The sequence below is a fragment of the Saccharopolyspora gloriosae genome (assembly GCF_014203325.1).
GTDB classification, from domain to species: Bacteria; Actinomycetota; Actinomycetes; order Mycobacteriales; family Pseudonocardiaceae; genus Saccharopolyspora_C; species Saccharopolyspora_C gloriosae.
The window spans coordinates 2,918,638-2,936,654 of the sequence record NZ_JACHIV010000001.1; the positions used below are offsets into that span (position 1 = coordinate 2,918,638).

General features: G+C 72.5%; 15 protein-coding genes. 12 read left to right on the forward strand and 3 right to left on the reverse strand.

The features are described from left to right. The first annotated feature begins 4 nt into the window (after window positions 1–4). The 3 genes from BJ969_RS12920 to BJ969_RS12930 are packed head-to-tail and all read left to right on the forward strand — an operon-like array spanning window position 5 to window position 1,935. The gene (locus BJ969_RS12920) at window positions 5–1,429 is read left to right on the forward strand and encodes a non-oxidative hydroxyarylic acid decarboxylases subunit C (RefSeq protein ID WP_184479183.1); all 1,425 of its coding nucleotides are present in this window, start codon (window positions 5–7) and stop codon (window positions 1,427–1,429) included. Window positions 1,430–1,459: 30 nt separating this feature from the next. Continuing rightward, entirely contained in the window at window positions 1,460–1,681 is a 222-nt protein-coding gene (locus BJ969_RS12925; protein WP_184479184.1) for a non-oxidative hydroxyarylic acid decarboxylases subunit D, read from the forward strand. Further along, window positions 1,678–1,935 (forward strand): hypothetical protein, encoded by a 258-nt coding sequence (locus BJ969_RS12930; protein WP_184479185.1) that lies wholly within the window; start codon window positions 1,678–1,680, stop codon window positions 1,933–1,935. The genes BJ969_RS12925 and BJ969_RS12930 overlap by 4 nt, the downstream gene beginning before the upstream one ends. Window positions 1,936–1,954: 19 nt before the next feature. Here BJ969_RS12930 and BJ969_RS12935 read toward each other — a convergent pair whose 3' ends face one another. After that, complete coding sequence (locus BJ969_RS12935; protein ID WP_184479186.1) at window positions 1,955–3,415, reverse strand: MFS transporter; 1,461 nt, start codon at window positions 3,413–3,415, stop codon at window positions 1,955–1,957. A 419-nt stretch (window positions 3,416–3,834) separates the two neighbouring features. On the opposite strand from BJ969_RS12935, the gene BJ969_RS12940 reads away from it, so the two are divergent. The 9 genes from BJ969_RS12940 (at window position 3,835) to BJ969_RS12980 (ending at window position 16,027) form a co-directional block, all read left to right on the forward strand. Continuing rightward, window positions 3,835–6,786, forward strand: coding sequence for an alpha-L-rhamnosidase (locus tag BJ969_RS12940; protein ID WP_184479187.1), 2,952 nt, complete (start codon window positions 3,835–3,837; stop codon window positions 6,784–6,786). 164 nt (window positions 6,787–6,950) lie between these two features. Continuing rightward, window positions 6,951–8,432 carry an adenylyl-sulfate kinase gene (gene cysC, locus BJ969_RS12945; RefSeq protein ID WP_343071371.1) on the forward strand — a complete coding sequence of 494 codons (1,482 nt, stop codon included), beginning with the start codon at window positions 6,951–6,953 and terminating at the stop codon, window positions 8,430–8,432. Beyond that, on the forward strand, window positions 8,417–9,313 hold the full coding sequence (locus BJ969_RS12950; RefSeq protein ID WP_184479189.1) for a TSUP family transporter: 897 nt from the start codon (window positions 8,417–8,419) through the stop codon (window positions 9,311–9,313). Before cysC ends, BJ969_RS12950 begins: the two co-directional genes overlap by 16 nt. Beyond that, a complete protein-coding gene (locus tag BJ969_RS12955) occupies window positions 9,310–10,086 on the forward strand; it encodes an inositol monophosphatase family protein (RefSeq protein ID WP_184479190.1) in 777 nt (258 codons plus the stop codon). Before BJ969_RS12950 ends, BJ969_RS12955 begins: the two co-directional genes overlap by 4 nt. Continuing rightward, window positions 10,086–10,997, forward strand: coding sequence for a sulfate adenylyltransferase subunit CysD (gene cysD / locus BJ969_RS12960; RefSeq protein WP_184479191.1), 912 nt, complete (start codon window positions 10,086–10,088; stop codon window positions 10,995–10,997). Before BJ969_RS12955 ends, cysD begins: the two co-directional genes overlap by 1 nt. Beyond that, window positions 10,997–12,283 (forward strand): sulfate adenylyltransferase subunit 1, encoded by a 1,287-nt coding sequence (locus tag BJ969_RS12965; RefSeq protein ID WP_184479192.1) that lies wholly within the window; start codon window positions 10,997–10,999, stop codon window positions 12,281–12,283. Before cysD ends, BJ969_RS12965 begins: the two co-directional genes overlap by 1 nt. 62 nt (window positions 12,284–12,345) lie before the next feature. Then, window positions 12,346–13,008 carry a sulfotransferase family protein gene (locus tag BJ969_RS12970; RefSeq protein ID WP_184479193.1) on the forward strand — a complete coding sequence of 221 codons (663 nt, stop codon included), beginning with the start codon at window positions 12,346–12,348 and terminating at the stop codon, window positions 13,006–13,008. 245 nt (window positions 13,009–13,253) lie between these two features. Beyond that, on the forward strand, window positions 13,254–14,771 hold the full coding sequence (locus BJ969_RS12975) for an arylsulfotransferase family protein (RefSeq protein ID WP_246456784.1): 1,518 nt from the start codon (window positions 13,254–13,256) through the stop codon (window positions 14,769–14,771). 131 nt (window positions 14,772–14,902) lie between these two features. Then, window positions 14,903–16,027 (forward strand): threonine synthase, encoded by a 1,125-nt coding sequence (locus tag BJ969_RS12980; protein ID WP_184479194.1) that lies wholly within the window; start codon window positions 14,903–14,905, stop codon window positions 16,025–16,027. A gap of 363 nt (window positions 16,028–16,390) precedes the next feature. Here BJ969_RS12980 and BJ969_RS12985 read toward each other — a convergent pair whose 3' ends face one another. Both BJ969_RS12985 and BJ969_RS12990 read right to left on the reverse strand, forming a co-directional pair. Then, window positions 16,391–17,383, reverse strand: a complete 993-nt coding sequence (locus BJ969_RS12985; RefSeq protein ID WP_184479195.1) for an NAD-dependent epimerase/dehydratase family protein — start codon at window positions 17,381–17,383, stop codon at window positions 16,391–16,393. 54 nt (window positions 17,384–17,437) lie between these two features. Continuing rightward, window positions 17,438–17,863 carry a universal stress protein gene (locus BJ969_RS12990; protein ID WP_184479196.1) on the reverse strand — a complete coding sequence of 142 codons (426 nt, stop codon included), beginning with the start codon at window positions 17,861–17,863 and terminating at the stop codon, window positions 17,438–17,440. Between the last annotated feature and the right edge of the window lie 154 nt (window positions 17,864–18,017).

Genomic DNA, 18,017 nt, shown 5'->3' on the forward strand with positions numbered 1-18,017 from the left:
AGAAGTGGCCCACGACGACCTGCGGTCCTACCTGGACGCGCTCGACGAGCAGGGGCAGCTGCTGCGGATCTCCGAGCAGGTCGACCCCGAGCCCGATCTCGGCGCGGCGGCCAACGCGGTCTCGCGGCTCGGCGAAGGGGCGCCCGCGCTGTACTTCGACGACGTCACCGGGTTCACCGACGCGCGCATCGCGCTCAACGCGCACGGTTCCTGGGCGAACCACGCGATCGCGATGGGGTTGCCGCCGACGACCTCGACCCGCGAGCAGGTCCAGGAGTTCATCCGGCGCTGGGAGGACTTCCCGGTGCCGCCGGAACGCCGGGCCGATCCGCCGTTCCTGGCGAACTCGCGCGAAGGCGCGGAGGTGGACCTGTTCGAGGTGCTGCCGCTGTTCCGGCTCAACGACGGCGACGGCGGCTTCTACCTGGACAAGGCCGCCGTGGTCTCGCGCGACCCGGACGATCCGGAGAACTTCGCCAAGCAGAACGTCGGCGTGTACCGGATGGAGGTCACCGGCCGTAACGAGCTCGGCCTGCAACCGGTGCCGATGCACGACATCGCGCTGCACCTGGGCAAGGCCGAGGAGCGCGGCGAGGACCTGCCGGTGGCCATCGCGCTCGGCAACGACCCGATCCTCACCGTCGTCGGCGGCACCCCGCTGGGCTACGAGCAGTCCGAGTACGAGATGGCGGGCGCCTTGCGCGGCGCACCGGCGCCCATCGCGACCGGTCCGCTGACCGGGTTCGACGTGCCGTGGGGCTGCGAAGTCCTGCTGGAAGGCGTCGTCGTGGGGCGAAAGCGGGAGATCGAAGGGCCGTTCGGCGAGTTCACCGGGCACTACTCCGGCGGCCGGAACATGCCGGTGGTGCGCATCGACCGCATCTCGTTCCGCACCGGTCCGATCTTCGAATCGCTCTACCTGGGCAAGCCGTGGACCGAGATCGACTACCTGATCGGACCGGCGACCTGCGTGCCGCTGTACCAGCAGCTGCGCGCGGACTTCCCCGAGGTGCAGGCGGTCAACGCGATGTACACCCACGGGCTGCTGGCGATCGTGTCGACGAAGAAGCGCTACGGCGGATTCGCCCGCGCGGTGGGGTTGCGGGCGATGACGACCCCGCACGGGCTCGGCTACACGAAGGTCGTGATCGTCGTCGACGAGGACGTGGACCCGTTCGACCTGCCGCAGGTGATGTGGGCGCTGTCGACGAAGGTGAACCCGGCGAGCGACCTGGTGAACCTGCCGAACATGTCGGTCGTGGAGCTCGATCCGGGGTCGCAGCCCTCCGGCATCAGCAACAAGCTCGTGATCGACGCGACGACGCCCGTCGCCCCCGACGTGCGCGGCCACTACGGCCAGCCCGTCCGGGACCTGCCCGAAACCGGCCGGTGGGTGGAGAAGCTGCGGACCCTGCTGCGCGAGAAGTGATGCGACGTCGCCGAACGAGAGGAGTGCCCGATGTGCCCGCGTTGTGCCGCTGAGGACCTGACCAGGCAAGCCGTGTCGCCGGTCGAGGGCGTGTGGGAGGTGTGGCGCTGCGAGCGGTGCCGCTACTTCTGGCGCAGCACCGAACCGGCCCGCCGCACCGAGCGGGAGTCGTACCCGGAGGCGTTCCGCATGACGCAGCGCGACATCGACGCCGCCTCCGAGATGCCCGCGATCCCGCCGCTGCGCTCATGAACGAGGTCGCGCTGATGTGGGAGGTGCGGGTCGTACCCGGCGAGCAGCACCGGTTGCTCGACTGGGCGCGGGAGCACGCCGTGCCCGCCGTGCGCGCGGCAGGCTGCCGCGACGTGCGGCTGTACCGGTCGGAGCAGCAACGGGTGGTGCTCATCGCCCACTTCGCGGCAGCGGAGGCACCGGTGCTGCCGGAACCTCCGCCGCACCTCGCGGCCCGGCCGCCGCACCAGTGGACGTTCGACCGCGTGCTGTGACGAGCCCGCGGTGGGGCGCTCAGGTGCGTTCGCGGGTGCAGGGGTCTTGGCAGGCGTGGTTGAGGCCGGGGAGGGGCAGCGGCTCCACCTCGACGCGCCGCGTGCCGATGGTGAACCAGGACAGCACGCCGCCGAGCGCGCACACCGCCGCCGAGATGAGCATCGCGAGCCCGAACCCGGCACCGACGGTGCCGCCTGGTTCGGTCATCCCCGCCACCAGCGGCAGCACCGCCACCGCGACCAGCCCGGCCAGCCGGGAGATCGCGTTGTTCACCCCGGAGGCCACCCCGGCGCGATCCTGCTCCACGGAGGCCAGTACGGCGGAGGTCAGCGGCGCGACGGTGATCGACAGGCCGAGACCGAACACGACCACACCGGGCAGCACGCCGGTGAGGTAGCTGGAACCCGGCACCGCCAGCGTCATCAGCGCCAGCCCGGCGGCGCAACCGAAGGGGCCGATCGTCATCGGCAACCGCGGCCCGGTGCGCTGGGCCAGCGCCCCCATCCGGCCCGAGATCAGCAGCATGATCACGGTGATCGGCAGGGTGGCCACCCCGGCGCGCAGCGCCGAATACCCCAGCGTCTGCTGCAGCTGCAGCGAGAGCAGGAACAACGCGCCGCTGAGCGCGGCGTAGACGGTGAACGTGGTGAGGTTCGCGCCGGTGAACTGCCGCGAGGCGAACAGGTTCAGCGGCAGGATCGGGTCCCGGGTGCGGCGTTCGATCAGCGGGAACGCGACGAGCCCGGCGACACCGGCGGCCAGCGCGAGGACGGTGAGCGGGTTCCAGCCGCGCGCGGGCAGTTCGATGAGCGCGTAGATCGCACCGGCGAGTCCGAGCGTGACGCTGCCCGCCCCGGCCAGGTCGGGTGTTCCCGCGCGACCGCTGCGCGTCTCCGGCACGTGCTTGGCGGTGACGAACAGGGCGACCGCGGCCAGCGGCACGTTGATGAAGAACACCCAGCGCCAGGACACCGCGTCGACGAGCCAGCCCCCGACGAACGGTCCCAGCGCCGAGGACACCCCGGTCAGCCCGGCCCAGGTGCCCACGGCGCGGCCCCGGTCGTTGGCGGCGATGGTGGAGTTGATCAGCGCGAGGCTGCCGGGGACCAGCAGTGCACCGCCGACGCCCTGCACCAGTCGCGCCACGATCAGCGCCTCCCCGCTGGGCGCGAGCCCGCAGCCGAGGGAGGCGGCGGTGAACACGACCAGCCCGGCCTGGAACACCCGGCGGCGGCCGTAGCGGTCCCCGAGCGCGCCGCCGAGCAGCAGCAGCGAACTCAGCGTGAGCAGGTAGGCGTCGAGCACCCACTGCAGGACGGCGAACCCGCCGCCGGTGTCGCGCCCGATGGCGGGCAGCGCCACGTTCACCACCGAGCCGTCCAGGAACGCCACTCCGGAACCGAGGATGGTGCCGACGATGATCCACCGGCCGGCGCTGCTGGCCAGCGGGATGGACGCGGTGGGATCCGGGCTGCTCATGCGGTCCTCTCCAGGAGCTGGACTGGAACCTCCTCGACCCACCGAGAATAGGTGTCCGCACTCTTACCGGCACTGTTCTTGGCCTGGGTAGGGGTCGGGTGGCGGAACCTCAGTTGCTTCCTCGCTGCGGGATCTTTTTCCCAAGTGGCTCCGCCACGAGGGAAAAAGCTGTCCTCGCGAGGAAGCAACTGAGAACCCGCTGGTGGTCGGCTTGCTCTGGCTGGTCGCTGCTCAGCGGCTTCGCCGCTGACAGGACAAAGACAACAACGTCGCTCCCAGGGCAAGATCAACGATAGGCGGGTTTCGCCATCCGGCCGCCCGGGCGAGCCGTGTTTATCCATTGTGGACGATTGACGGCGGGCGTGGTGGTGCGTAGAACACTGGGCGATGACCGGTGGGGCGATGTGCTGGAGTGGCCGATGACCGGAATCCGCCCGGAGAACCCGCGCATCGACGGGCGGCCGGGGCCGCTGCTCGGCGTCGACGACCTCGCGCCGGTGCTCAGCTGGTCCTTCGTACCGGAGGACGACGAACCCGGCGGCGTGCAGACCGCCTGCCACGTGGTGGTCACCGATCCGGACGGCGCGGTCTGGTGGGACACCGGGATCGTCGAGTCCGGCCTCGCCCAGGTCCGCTACGCCGGGCCGGAACCCGGCGCCCGGCAACGGCTCCGCTGGCGGGTGCGGGTCCGCGACGAGCACGACCGCTGGTCGACGTGGAGCGCTTGGTCCCACTGGGAGCTGGGGCTGCTCACCCGGTGCGACTGGGCCGAGGCGAGCTGGATCGCCCACCCCGAACGGGAACCCGGTGATCCGCTGCCGATCTTCGCGCGGTCGTTCACCGCGCGGGCGCCGGTGAGCCGGGCGCGGCTGCACGTGTGCGGGCTCGGCGTCCACGTCGTCACCCTCAACGGGCGGCCCGTCACCGACGAGGTGCTGGCGCCGGGCAACTCGAACTACCAGCGCTCCGCGGAACACCGGGTGCACGACGTGACGGAGCTGCTGCACGACGGCGAGAACACCCTGGGCGTCGCGCTCGGCCACGGCACCGCGCACGTGCACCGGCACGGCACCAACGGCGGCGCGCGCGACCCCTACTCGTGGTGGACGAGCGAGGAACCCGCCACGGGTGCGCTGCTGGTGCCGGTGCACCCGGGAGCCGACCGGATCCGAGTGGCCGAACCCGCGGCGCACCACGTCGGGAGCTCCGTCACCGTCGGTACCCGGCAGTGCTGGGAGAGCAGGCAGATCGCGGCGGTCGACGCCCGCGGGCTGATCATCACCCCGCCGCTGGAGCACGGGCATCCGGCGGGTGCCCCGGTGGTGGGCTCCGGCGATCCGGTCGCGGAGTGGGAACCGACCGCGGGCGCGGCGGTCTCGCCCCGGCTGCTCGCCAGGCTGGAGATCACCGGCCCGGACGGGTGCAGCGCGGTGGTCAGCGGGCCGGACTGGCGCGTCGCGCTGGGGCCGGTGGTGACCGACAACTGGTTCTCCGGCACCGACCACGACGCTCGCCGCGAACAGCCCGGCTGGGACCTGCCGGGCGCCGATCATTCCGCGTCCGCGCCGCGCCGCGACGGCACGCCCACGGGCTGGGTCGACGCGGTCCGCACCACCCCGCCGAACGGCACCACGGAACTCGTGTGGCGCCAGGCCCCGCCGGTCCGCGTGGTCCGCGAGTGGCGGCCGGTCGCGGTGCACGAGGTGTCGCCCGGCCGCTGGGTGTTCGACCTCGGGCAGAACATCGCGGGCTGGCCGCAGCTGCGGCTGCCGCCGGTGCCGCCGGGCACGGTGGTGACGCTGCGGCCCGGCGAGTCGCTGCACCCGGACGGCACCGTGGACCAGACCTCGATCCGCAACGATCAGCGCGGCACCGACGTGTTGCACACCTACACGGCGTGCGGCCTGCCGCGCGGGGAGCGGTGGCGCCCGTCGTTCCAGTACTTCGCGATGAGGTTCGTCGAGGTCACGGCTCCGGTGCGGCCCGAGGTGCTGGGCTTGCAGCTGCGGGCGGACGCGCCGCGCGCCGGAGCGGTCCGCACCTCCGACGAACGCCTCGACCGGTTGCACCGGATGGCGCACTTCTCGGTGGCGTCCAACCTGATGTCGGTGCTCACCGACTGCCCGGGACGGGAGAAGCTGGCCTACGGCGCCGACTACACGCATCCGATGGGGGTGCTGTCGCGGCACTTCGACCTCGCCGCGTACCTGCCGACGATGCAGCGCCACCTCGCCGAGGGCCAAGCGGGCCGCGGGCCGGACGTCGGCAACGTGGCGCTGAAGGCCCCCGTCTACGACTGGGGCTACCAGGGCGCGTTCGGCGACGAGGTGAACTGGGGCAACGCGATCGTGCTGGTGCCGTGGCTGCTGCACCGCATCTACGGCGACACCCGCACGATGGCGGACCACTACCCGAACATGACGGGCTTCCTCGACTACCTGCGCCGTCGCAAGGCGCACGCGAACCTGGTGACGGGGGAGCTGGGAGACTGGGTCGCCGCGGAGGAGACCTCCGGTGAACTGACCGGAACGTGGGGTTATCACGCCACGGCCCGATCGCTGGCCGAGATGGCGCGAATTCTGGGGAATCACGCGGATTCCCGGGAATTCGGGGAGCTCGCCGACGAGATCGCCGCGGCGTTCCACCGGCGGTTCTACGTCCCGGAGCTCGGCCGCTACAGCGGGGACGGCACCGAGGCGGGCGCGACGCAAGCGGCGCAGGCGATGCCGCTGGACGCCGGTATCGTGCCTTCGGCCGAACGCGAGCGGGTGCTTGCGGCCCTGGTCGAACGGATCCGCACGCCGGACGGCCCGCACCTGCGCGCAGGGCACCTCGGGCTCGGCCCGGTGGTGCGGGCGCTGCGCGACGCCGACCGCGACGACGTGCTGTGGGAGGTGTCCCGGCAGGACGCGGAACCGAGCTACGGGGCGTTCCTGCGGGACACCGCGGCGAATCCGGGCGGGCTCACGACGATCCCGGAGCAGTGGGACATGCGGAACTCGCTCAACCACATGATCCTCACGCAGCTCGACGAGTGGTTCCACACCGGACTCGCCGGGATCACCCAGGCGGCGGGGTCCGCCGGGTTCCGGACGCTGCGCATTCGGCCGAAGGTGGTGGGCGAACTGCGCTGGGTCGAGGGCCACTACACCACTCCGGCCGGGCGCGTCGAGTCCCGTTGGCGCCGCGACGGCCGGGAATTCACCCTCACCGTGCGGATTCCGCCGAACACCACGGCGCAGGTGCACGTGCCCGGCCGGATCGCCGGGGCGAGCCGGATTCGGGACGGCCGCGGGATCTTCGAGGTGGGGCCGGGGGTGCGCACGTTCCGCTCGACGCTCCCGCGCGCGGACGCGGGGGAGGAGCGGTGAATTTCGCGAGCAATGCCGGAATTCACCCGCAGTTGCGGTGGAATTGATCCAACCGTGGTGGGAATAACGCGATCTGGCGAGAAATGGTCACCGGGGTTCTCCCGCACGGTCGTCTCGGCCACGGTATGGATCCAGTCGGCCCCGAACAGCGGACAGAGGTGCGTGTGAGCGCGAACAGAGCGGAGCCTGAATGTTCGGACGACCTCGCCGAGGACGTGACGGTCCTCGGCTGGGTGCCCGAACCCGCTGAGCTGTCCGATGTGGAACTGCTGCTCGACGGTGCTTTCCCGCCGCTGGGCGGATTCCTGGACGCGGCCGAGGCCGAATCGGTGCGCACCCGGCGGCGGTTGAGCGACGGGACGCCGTGGCCCGCGCCGATCACGCTGCCGGTCCCTGCCGAGGTCGCCACCGCCGACGAGATCGAACTGCGCGACGCCGAGGGCGCCCCGGTCGCGCTGCTGCGCAACATCGCCCCCTGGTCCGACGGCACCACCTGCCACGTCTCCGGTCCGCTGCGCCCGGCCGCCGCACCCGGTGGAGCGCTGCGCCGGATGCGCCCCCCGGCCGCGGAGGTCCGGGCGGGACTGCCCGCGGGCCCGGTGCTCGGGCTGGTGGCGGACGAGCCGCTGCACCATCGGGAACTCGCGCAGGTCCGCGAACTCGCCGCCGAACTCGACGCGCACGTGCTGCTGCTGCCGCGGATGACGGGGCCGCGACCGGAGATCCTGGTGCAGGCCCTGCTCGCCGCCCGCCCGCACCTCCCGGCGGGCACCACGATCGTGCCGGTCCCGCTGGCGCGCCGCGCCGACCCGGACGGCGATGCGGCGCTGGCCGCCCAGGTCGCCGCCGCCTACGGCGCGACCCACCTGATCACCGAGCGGCAGGTGGACGGCTGCCCGATCCCCGTGGTCGAACCGCCCGAGATGCTCCGGGACTCCGAGGACCGCTGGACCCGCGCCGGCATCGGGCCCGGCAGCGGCGGCCTGAGCACCGCCGAACTGCGCGCCCGCCTGGACGACGGTGCCCCGCTGCCGTCCTGGTTCACCACCCCGGAGATCGCCGAGCAGCAGCGGCGGCTGCACCCGCCGCTGAACCGGCGCGGGTTCACGGTGCTGTTCACCGGGCTCTCCGGCGCGGGCAAGTCCACCTTGGCCCGCGCGCTGCGCGACGAGCTCAGCCAGCACGACCACCGGGCGGTGACGCTGCTCGACGGGGACGTCGTGCGCCGGACCCTGTGCGAGGGCCTCGGGTTCTCCGCCGCCGATCGCAGCCGCAACGTGCGGCGCATCGGCTTCGTGGCCTCCGAGGTGACCCGCCACGGCGGCGCCGCGATCTGCGCGCCCATCGCGCCCTACGAGGACGACCGGGACGCGGTGCGCCGGATGGTCGCCGAGTGCGGCGGGTTCGTGCTGGTGTACGTGGCGACCCCGCTCGGCGAGTGCGAACGCCGCGACCGCAAGGGCCTGTACCGCAAGGCCCGCGCCGGTGCGCTGCCCGAGTTCACCGGGGTGTCGGCGCCCTACGAGGCACCCGCCGACGCCGACCTGGTGCTCGACACCTCCGGACTGTCCCAGGACGAAGCCGTCGGCCGGGTCGTGGCGTTGCTGCGGGAGCGGGGCTGGGTGGGGTCGTGGACCTGGGAGTGACCCTGACCGGTCTGCTGACCGGGTTGCTGGTCGGACTGACCGGGATGGGCGGCGGAGCTCTCACCATGCCGCTGCTGACGCTGGTGTTCGGCGTGCCGCCGCTGGCCGCGGTGTCCACGGACCTGGTCGCGAGCGCCGTGATGAAACCGGTGGGCGCCGCGGTGCACCTGCGCCGCCGCACGGTGCACCTGCCGACGGTGGGGCTGCTGTGCCTCGGTTCGCTGCCCTGCGCGGCGGTCGGCTCGGTGCTGGCGGGATCGCTGGGCGCGGGCACCGGATCGGTGCTCAAGGCGGTCAGCGCCGTGGCGGTGCTGTTGGCCGCGGCGACCCTGGTGGTCCGGATGTACCTGGACCGCGGTCGTGGCAGCGCGAGCGGCGGGCCGCGGGTGCGGCCGGTGCCCACGGTGCTGCTGGGCGCGGTCGCGGGATTCATCGTCGGCACCACCTCGGTCGGCTCGGGTTCGATCGTCATCGTGTGCCTGCTGCTGCTCGACCGGGCGATGAGCTCGGCCCGGCTGGTCGGCACCGACCTCGTCCAGGCGGTCCCGCTGGTGCTGGTCGCGGCGCTCGGGCACCTGCTGCACGGTGAGGTCCACTTCGGACTCGTCGGGTCGTTGCTGGCCGGTTCGCTGCCGGGCGTGCTCGCCGGCGCACTGCTGTCGGCGCGCATCCCGGACCGGCCGGTGCGGGTGCTGCTGGGCGGGATGCTCGCGGTGACGGGCTCGATGCTGCTCGGACTGGGGGCGGTCCTGGCCGCCGCACTGGGGACGGTGGTCGCGTTGGCCGCGGCGATCACGACGTCCGGGAAGTTCTCCCGCGATCGGGCGCCGGCCCCGGCGGGAGACCGAATCGACGCCGGCGCAGAAGGAGGAACCGGGTGAAGGCGGACGATGATCACGAACTCGCCGCGCGGCTGGCGAACGAGGCGGGTCAGTGCCTCCTGGAGCTCCGCGAGCGCAGACAGTCCGAAGTGGACGGCAAAACCCTCGGCGACGAGGGCGACGCCGCCGCGCACGAACTGCTGGTGAACGCCCTAGCCGCGCAGCGCCCGCACGACGCGGTGCTCTCCGAGCACGGCGAAGCCGGGCCCGCGCGGGAACCCGCGGGCCGGGTGTGGATCGTGGACCCGCTCGACGGCACCAGGGAGTTCTCCGAGCCGGGCCGCACCGACTGGGCCGTGCACGTGGCGCTCGCCGAAGGCCACGACGTGCTCGCCTCCGCCGTCGCGCTGCCCGCCAGAGGGCTGGTCCTCGACACCGGCGCGCCGCCGAAGCCGCCCGCGCGGCGGGCCGGCGCGCCGCGCGTCGCGGTGAGCCGCAGCCGCCCGCCGGAGTTCGTCGGCGAGGTCGCCGCCGCCATCGGCGCGGAACAGGTGCCGATGGGCTCGGCGGGCGCGAAGATCGCCGCGGTGGTCCTCGGCGACGTCGACGCCTACGTGCACGCGGGCGGTCAGTACGAGTGGGACAGCGCCGCCCCCATCGGCGTCGCCCGCGCCGCCGGGCTGCACACCAGCCGCCTCGACGGTTCCCCGCTCGTCTACGACCGGCCCGACCCGTGGCTGCCGGACCTGCTGGTGTGCCGTGCGGAACTGGCCGAGCCGCTGCTGACGGCGTTGTCCCGCTCGGCCGCGACCCGTCCCGAGGGGAGCTCGTGATGCCCGCCGAACCCGCACTGTCCCGCTTGGACATCCTCGAATCCGAGGCGCTGCACCTGATCCGCGAGGTCGCGGCCGAGTTCGACCGGCCCACGCTGCTGTTCTCCGGTGGCAAGGACTCGGCCGTGCTGCTGCGCCTGGCGGAGAAGGCGTTCTGGCCCGCGCCGATCCCGTTCCCGGTGCTGCACGTCGACACCGGCCACAACTTCGACGAGGTGCTGGAGTTCCGGGACCGCCGGGCCGCGGAGCTCGGCGTGCGCCTGGTCGTGGCCTCCGTGCAGGACTCCATCGACGCCGGGCGCGTCGTGGAGCAGGAAGGCCGCGGCGCGAGCCGCAACCGCGCGCAGACGGTGACGCTGCTCGACGCCATCGGCGAGCACCGGTTCGACGCGCTGTTCGGCGGGGCCCGCCGCGACGAGGAACGGGCGCGGGCCAAGGAGCGGATGCTCTCGTTCCGGGACGCCTTCGGCCAGTGGGATCCGCGCAACCAGCGCCCGGAGCTGTGGAACCTCTACAACGGGCTGATCTCGCCGGGCGAGAACGTGCGCGCCTTCCCGCTGTCGAACTGGACCGAGCGAGACATCTGGACCTACATCGACCAGGACGGGGTGGAACTGCCCGGCCTGTACTTCGCCCACCGGCGCAAGGTCTTCGAACGCGACGGCATGTACCTCGCCGACAACCCGTTCGTGCACCGCGACCCGGACGAGCCGCTGGTGGAGAAGTCCGTGCGGTTCCGCACCATCGGCGACATGACCTGCACCGGCGCGGTGCCCTCCACGGCGGCCACGGTCGCCGAGGTGATCGCCGAGATCGCCGCCACGAAGGTCACCGAGCGCGGCCAGACCCGCGCCGACGACCGCGCGAGCGCCGCGTCGATGGAGGACCGCAAGCGAGAGGGATACTTCTGATGAGCCTGTCCACCGACGCCGAGCAGCAGGTCTTCGCGCCCGCCGACAGCCTGCTGCGGTTCGCCACCGCCGGTGCCGTCGACGACGGCAAGAGCACCCTGATCGGCAGGCTGCTGCACGATTCCCGCTCGCTGCTGGCCGACCAGCTGGAGATGCTGGAGCTGGCGGGCAAGGAACGCGGCGACGAGGTGCTCGACCTGGCGATGGTCACCGACGGGCTGCGTGCGGAACGCGAGCAGGGCATCACCATCGACGTGGCGCACCGCTACTTCGAGACCGCGCGCCGGGCGTTCATCATCGCCGACACCCCGGGCCACGCCCAGTACACCCGGAACATGGTCACCGGGGCGTCCACCGCGGACCTGGCGATCGTGCTCGTCGACGCCCGCAACGGGCTCACCGAGCAGAGCCGCCGCCACGCGGTGCTGGCCGGGTTGCTGCGGGTCCCGCGGCTGGTGCTGGCGGTGAACAAGATGGACCTCGTCGGCTACGACCAGGGCGTGTTCGACGAGATCACCGCGGAGTTCGCGCGCTTCACCGACGAACTGGAGCTGCGCGACGTCGCGGCCATCCCGATCTCGGCGCTGCGCGGCGACAACGTGGTGCACCGGTCCGCGGAGATGCCGTGGTACGACGGCCCGGCGCTGCTGGAGCACCTGGAGCAGGTGCACATCGACGATGACCGGTCGGCGGGCGACTTCCGGCTGCCGGTGCAGTACGTGATCCGCGCGCAGGGGCAGGACTACCGGGGCTACGCGGGGCAGATCAGCGGTGGCCGGGTGCACGAGGGCGCCGAGGTGCTGCACCTGCCCTCCGGGCTGCGCACCAGGGTGACCTCGGTGGACACCGCCGACGGCGCGCTGGCGGAGGCGCGGGCGCCGCAGTCGGTGTCGGTGCGGCTGGCCGACGAGATCGACGTGGGCCGCGGTGATCTGCTGTGCGCGCCGGACGCCGCGCCCGCCGCGGCCACCGAGCTGTCGGTGCGGGTGTGCTGGATGAGCGCGAAGTCCGCGCTGCGGCCGGGCGCGCGGCTGCTGCTCAAGCACACCACGCGAACCGTCAAGGCCGTGGTCACCGAGGTGCACCACCAGGTCGACGTCACCACGCTGCGGCGCGATCCGGCGCGGGAGCTCGGGCTCAACGACATCGGCGAGGTGGGGCTGCGGCTGGCGCAGCCGGTGTTCTGCGACCCCTACGAGCGCAACCGGCTCACCGGCGGGGGATTGCTGATCGACGAGTCCACGCACGCCACCGTCGGCGCGGTGATGATCACCGAGGCGCGCTGACCGCGCACTGGGAACAGCGGGAAGGCCCGACCGCTCGGGCGAGCACAACAAGGAGCAACACCATGGTGAAGATCATCGGGGCCGGGTTCGGCCGCACCGGAACGGCGTCGATCAAGTCGGCGCTGGAGCACCTCGGCTTCGGGCCGTGCTACCACATGTTCGAGGTCATCGCGGAACCCGAGCGGATGCAGGACTGGGCCCGCGCCCTGGACGGCCCGGTCGACTGGGACCAGGTCCTCGGCGGCTACAAGTCCACTGTGGACTGGCCTGGCTGTACGTTCTGGCGGGAACTGATGGCGGCCTACCCCGACGCCAAGGTCCTGCTGACCACGCGCGACCCGGAGCGCTGGTACGACAGCACCTACAACACGATCTACCAGTTCGTGCAGGACCCGCCCGGCGACGCCGACGACGCGTTCACCACGAAGCTGCGCCCCACCATCGAGCGGATGATCTGGAACGGCACCTTCGACGGCCGGTTCGAGGACCGCGCCCACGCCATCGAGGTCTTCGAACGGCACAACGCCGAGGTCCGCGCCGCCGTGCCCGCCGACCGGCTGCTGGAGTACCAGGTCGGCCAGGGCTGGGAGCCGCTGTGCGACTTCTTCGGCGTCGACGTGCCCGCCGAGGACTTCCCGCACATCAACGACAGCGCCTCGATCCGCGACCTCGCGGAGCAGGTGCAGTCCCAGGGCAGGTTCCCCTCACCGTTCACGACCGCCTGAGAAGGCTTCGAAACCTGGTCGCGCAGGGCAACGGGTAGCGCACGTCGGCCGCCTCCTCGCGGCGGAGCGATTTCACGAGCGGCGCCGCCGCACGAGGAATCGCCGCCCACGCGAGGAGGCGGCCGAGAACCCGCCAGTGCTCGTCACCGCGCGGCGGCCCCTCCGCTGCGACGACGGCACCCGCGTGCACCCTTCCCGCGCGGCCGGTTTTCAAGCACGTCACCGAAATTCCGAGGAGCCGACCGATGACGACCACCCCCGACCCCGCAGTGGGGCGGCGCAGCGTGCTGCGCATGATGGCCGCTGCAGCCGCCGTGCCCGCGCTCGTGAGCACCGGCACCGCCGCGGTCGCCGCCGCCGCGCCGCGCGCCGGGACCCTCGCGGGCCACACCTTCGTGAGCCGCCCCGACCTGAACCCGCCGCAGGTGGAGATCAGCACCCCCGCCGCCGGCGTCGAACCCGGCTACGTGCTGCTCACCCCGGCCGGGGCCAACAAGCTCAACGCGGCGGCCCCCGCCCCGCGAGCCGACTTCCAGCCCGGCGCGCTGATCATGGACGACCTCGGTCAGCCGGTGTGGTTCTCCCGGCCCGCCGAGGGCGTCATCGCCGACATGAAGGTCCAGCAGTACCAGGAGAAACCGGTGCTGACCTTCTGGGAGGGCGCGATCCACATCCCACCCGGCTTCGGAGAGGGCCGGTTCGTGGTGCTCGACGAGAACTACGAGCGCATCGCCGAGGTCAGCCCGGCCAACGGCCTGCAGGGCGACATGCACGAGTTCGTGATCACCCCGCGCGGCACCGCGCTGGTGATCGTCTACTCCGAGGTGCGCGCCGACACCACCCCCGTCGGCGGGGCGCCGGACTCGAAGGTCCTCGAAGGCGTCATCCAGGAGATCGACATCGCCACCGGCGACCTCGTGTTCGAGTGGCGCAGCCTGGAGCACGTGACGCTGGACGAATCCTTCTACCCCGTGCCGAAGGACCCGGAGGAGTGGTTCGACTACATCCACCTCAACGCGGTCTGCGAGGACGGTGACGCGCTGCTCGTCTCGGCCCGCTGCACGCACGCCGTGTACCGGATCGACCGCGCCACCGGCGAGGTCAACTGGCGGCTCAACGGCAAGAAGAGCGACTTCGTGATGGGGACCGACGCGCCCTTCGCCTGGCAGCACGACTGCCGGCGGCAGGCCGACGGCGTCATCAGCCTGTTCGACAACGCCGCCGCCGCACCCGGCCGCGGGAAGTCCCGCGCGCTCACCCTCGCCGTGGACGAGACGGCGCGCACCGCGGAAGTGGTGCGCAGCAACGAGAGCCCCGAAGGGCTGCTCGCGCCGAACCAGGGCAACACGCAGGTCCTCGCCAACGGTCACCTCTTCGTCGGATGGGGCGGCGAGCCGTACTTCACCGAGTTCGACGAGAACGGGACCGCGCTGTTCCACGGCAAGTTCGTCGATTCCATCACCTCCTACCGCTCGTTCCGGTCGGCGTGGGTCGGCAGGCCGCTCGACGCGCCCGCCGTGGCCGGGCAGGCAGGCGACGGCGTGACCAGCGTGTACGCCAGCTGGAACGGCGCGACCGAGGTCGCCGGCTGGCGGGTGCTGACCGGCCCGGACGAGGCGAACCTGACCCCGGTGCAGGACGCCGAGCGCGCCGGGTTCGAGACCAAGGTGGACGTCCCCGGCGGCGCCGCGTTCGTCGGCGTGCAGGCGCTCGACCGCGACGGCGCGGTGCTCGGCACCTCCCCCGCGGTCGCGGTCAGCTGACGCGGCGGTCCGCGACCCGGCCGGGGTGCGGCCGGGTCGCGGACCGGACGGCAGGCGGGAACGCGCCGACGACGCGGCTCATAAGGTGTGCGGGAGCCCGTCGACCCGCCCTACCGATCGTGAGCACGCGCATGCCCCATGCAGCCCCCGCGGGGACTCCCGCCTCCGAGGTCGTCATGAACGACCGCCTCACCGACCTCGTGTGCCTGCGCTGCGAACGGGCCTACCCGGTGGCCGACCACACCGCGGGCTGCCCGCGCTGCCTGGAGCAGGGCTTCCCGGCGAACCTGCGCTGCCGCTACGACGGCGACCCCGTCGGGCAACTCGCGCTGACCGGGGCGCGGACCCTCGGCGAAGGCGCCACGCCGCTGTTCCCGCTGCCCGCCGGGCTCGCCCCGGACGGCGTCGAGGTGTGGGTGAAGAACGAGTCCGCCAACCCCACCGGTTCGCACAAGGACCGCTTCAGCTGGGGAGCGGTGGGCCGTGCCGCCGCGGCCGGGTACGAGTCGGTGGTGGCGGCCTCCTCCGGCAACGCGGCCGTGTCGCTGGCCGCCTACGCCGCGGCCTACGGACTCGGCTGCGACCTCGCGGTCACCCGAGAGGTGCCCGCCGCGATCAGCGCTGCGGTGCGGGACACCGGCGCCCGGCTGCACGTGTTCGACAGCGCCGAGCAGCGCTGGGACTTCGTGCGCGACCACGGAGCCGACCCGGCGCGGCTGCCGGTGACGAACTACGCGCGCCCCGTCGTGGGCAGCAGCCCCTACGGCGTTGACGCGATGCGCCCCATCGGGTGGGAGATCGTCGACGAGCTGGGACGGGTCCCGGACCACGTGCTGCTGCCCACCGCACGCGGCGATCTCGCCTACGGGGCCTACCTCGGCCTGCGCGAGAGCGCGCGGCGCCACGACCGGCCCTGCCCGCGCATCCACCTGGTCGAACCGTTCCCGCGCCTGCGCGCGGTGCGCGCCGGGGCGGACGTGCGCAACTCCTTCGCGGGCGACGCCGCCGCGACCCCGTCCATCGGCGGCGACTCCACGACGCTGCAGGCGCTGCGGGTCCTGGAGGACACCGGGGGCGTCCCCGTCGTCGTCGACACCGGCGTCGAGCAGGCCCGGATCGGCTTGGCCCGCAACGGCATCCTGCTCGAAGGCGCCAGCGCGATCGTGCTGCCCGCACTGCACTCGCTGCACGAGCACATCGCCCCCGGCGAGACCGCGGTCCTGCTCGCCACGGCTCATCCCTTCAAGGGCCTCTGAGAATCCTTCTTTGTTCTGGCCCGGGTAGGGGTCGGGTGGCGGAACCTCAGCTGCTTCCTCGCTGCGGGATCATTTTTCCAAGTGGCTCCGCCACGAGGAAAAAGGCTGTCCTAGCGAGGAAGCAGCTGAGAACCCGCGGGTGGTCTTCTTGCTCAAGCTGGTCGCTGCTCAGCGGCTTCGCCGCTGACAGAACAACGACCACGAACGCTGCTCACGTCGAAGGGCGAGAGCAAAGGCAGGTGGTCAGCGGCGTTTTCGTTGCGGGATCGATTGTTCGTGCGTGTTCGACGCGCAGCGAATTCGCTGTTCTCGCGCGGAGGCCGCCGAGAACCCGCCGTGATGCCGGTTGCGCGTGATCACACCTCACCGGGAACGGGTCGTGTACACGCCGTGGGGGTGCTGGTGGTAGCCCTTGGCTCCGACGGCGCGGGCGAGCGGGCTGCGGATGTCCTCGTCGGCGCGGACCAGGTCGAGCACGTGGCGGAAGTCGAACCGGGGGGTCCAGCCGAGGTCGGCGCGGGCGCGGTCGTTGACGTACACCCGGTCCAGGCCGGGGAACATGCGCCAGCCGCGGCGGGCGAACTCCGCCACGTGGTCCGGGAACAGCCGCCGCACCACCGCGGGCGCGTCGGACCGCAGCTGAGCCAGGTCCTCCGGTGCGAACGGGGGAGTGGCGCTGACGATGTAGCGCCCGAACCCGAGCTGCGGCGCCCGCGCCAACGCGAGGCGGTGCGCGTCCACCGCGTCCTGCAGCTCGACGCGCCGGTACAGGAACTCGTTCACCTTCGTGTTGAGCCCGTCGTAGGCGGCGCGCACCTCGTCCCGGTCGTCGTCCTCCGGGAAGAACCGCGAGGTCCGCAGCACCACCACCGGCAACCCGAGCTCGTGGTGGAGCAGCTCGCAGACCTGCTCGGCGGCGATCTTGGTGACGCCGTAGATGTTGCGCGGCACCGGAACCACGTCCTCGGTGATCCAGGCGGCGGGTTCGTCCGCGGCGGGCGTCAGCGCACGGCCGAACGCGCTGGTGCTGCTGGTGAACACGAAGCTCCGCACCCCGGCCGCGGCCGATTCCTCCAGCAGCGCCAGGGTTCCGGAGACGTTGGTGTCCACGAACGCCTGCCGGTCGTGCGAGCTCACGTGCGGCTTGTGCAGCGTCGCGGCGTGCAGCACGCCCGTCACGCCGTCCAGGCAGCGGCGCAGCACCTCCCGGTCGGTGATCGACCCGGTGGCGGTGGTGAACCGCGAGTCCAGGACGTCGAGCCCGACCGCGTCGCGGCCCTCCGCGCGGATGCTCCGGACCAGCGCCTCGCCGAGGTGCCCGGCGCTACCGGTGACCAAGATCTTCTCATCGTTCACGGGCCACGACGCTAGTCGTCGTGCTCCGTCGGCGAAATCGAATTCGCCGCGCGCTCATTCGCGGACGATGACCACCGGGCACTTGGCGTGCACCGCGCACCGCTGGCTCACCGAACCGAGCAGGGTGCGGTAGAAGCCGCCGTGCCCGCGGCTGCCGACCACCAGCAACTGGGCGCCCTCGGCGGCTTCCAGCAGTGCCTGCGCCGAATGCCCGTGCACGACCACGCGTTCCACTTCGGCGCCGCCGCCGGTCACCACTTCCACGGCGTCGTTCATGTTGCGCTGCGCGGCGGCCTGGAAGTCGTCCGGCGGCATCGGGCCGCCCTCCCAGCTGTAGAACGCCGGGTACTCCCAGGCGACGACGGCGCGCACGGTGGCGCCGGTGAGCTCGGCCTGCCGCAGCGCCCAGCGCAGCGCCGCGCGGGACGGTTCGGAACCGTCGACTCCCACGATGATCGCGTTCTCGGTCGTGCTGCCCATGCGCCACCTCGACTGGTGTGGTCCGCCGCGCTCGGCGGCGGAAGGACGGCTTCGCACTCCGGTGCCCCGGTTCCTCCAGTGTGCGATGAACGCCGCGCCGGCCGGAACCCCCGGTTCACCCGTCCGGCGGCGCAGCGCCGCGAGCCGGACGGTG

Coding starts and splice junctions, on each gene's coding strand:
- BJ969_RS12990 (WP_184479196.1), bottom strand. CDS start 17,863: ATGGGCAGCACGACCGAGAACGCGATCATCGTGGGAGTCGACGGTTCC.
- BJ969_RS12930 (WP_184479185.1), top strand. CDS start 1,678: ATGAACGAGGTCGCGCTGATGTGGGAGGTGCGGGTCGTACCCGGCGAG.
- BJ969_RS12965 (WP_184479192.1), top strand. CDS start 10,997: ATGAGCCTGTCCACCGACGCCGAGCAGCAGGTCTTCGCGCCCGCCGAC.
- BJ969_RS12925 (WP_184479184.1), top strand. CDS start 1,460: ATGTGCCCGCGTTGTGCCGCTGAGGACCTGACCAGGCAAGCCGTGTCG.
- BJ969_RS12970 (WP_184479193.1), top strand. CDS start 12,346: ATGGTGAAGATCATCGGGGCCGGGTTCGGCCGCACCGGAACGGCGTCG.
- BJ969_RS12935 (WP_184479186.1), bottom strand. CDS start 3,415: ATGAGCAGCCCGGATCCCACCGCGTCCATCCCGCTGGCCAGCAGCGCC.
- cysD (WP_184479191.1), top strand. CDS start 10,086: ATGCCCGCCGAACCCGCACTGTCCCGCTTGGACATCCTCGAATCCGAG.
- BJ969_RS12940 (WP_184479187.1), top strand. CDS start 3,835: ATGACCGGAATCCGCCCGGAGAACCCGCGCATCGACGGGCGGCCGGGG.
- BJ969_RS12980 (WP_184479194.1), top strand. CDS start 14,903: ATGCCCCATGCAGCCCCCGCGGGGACTCCCGCCTCCGAGGTCGTCATG.
- BJ969_RS12975 (WP_246456784.1), top strand. CDS start 13,254: ATGACGACCACCCCCGACCCCGCAGTGGGGCGGCGCAGCGTGCTGCGC.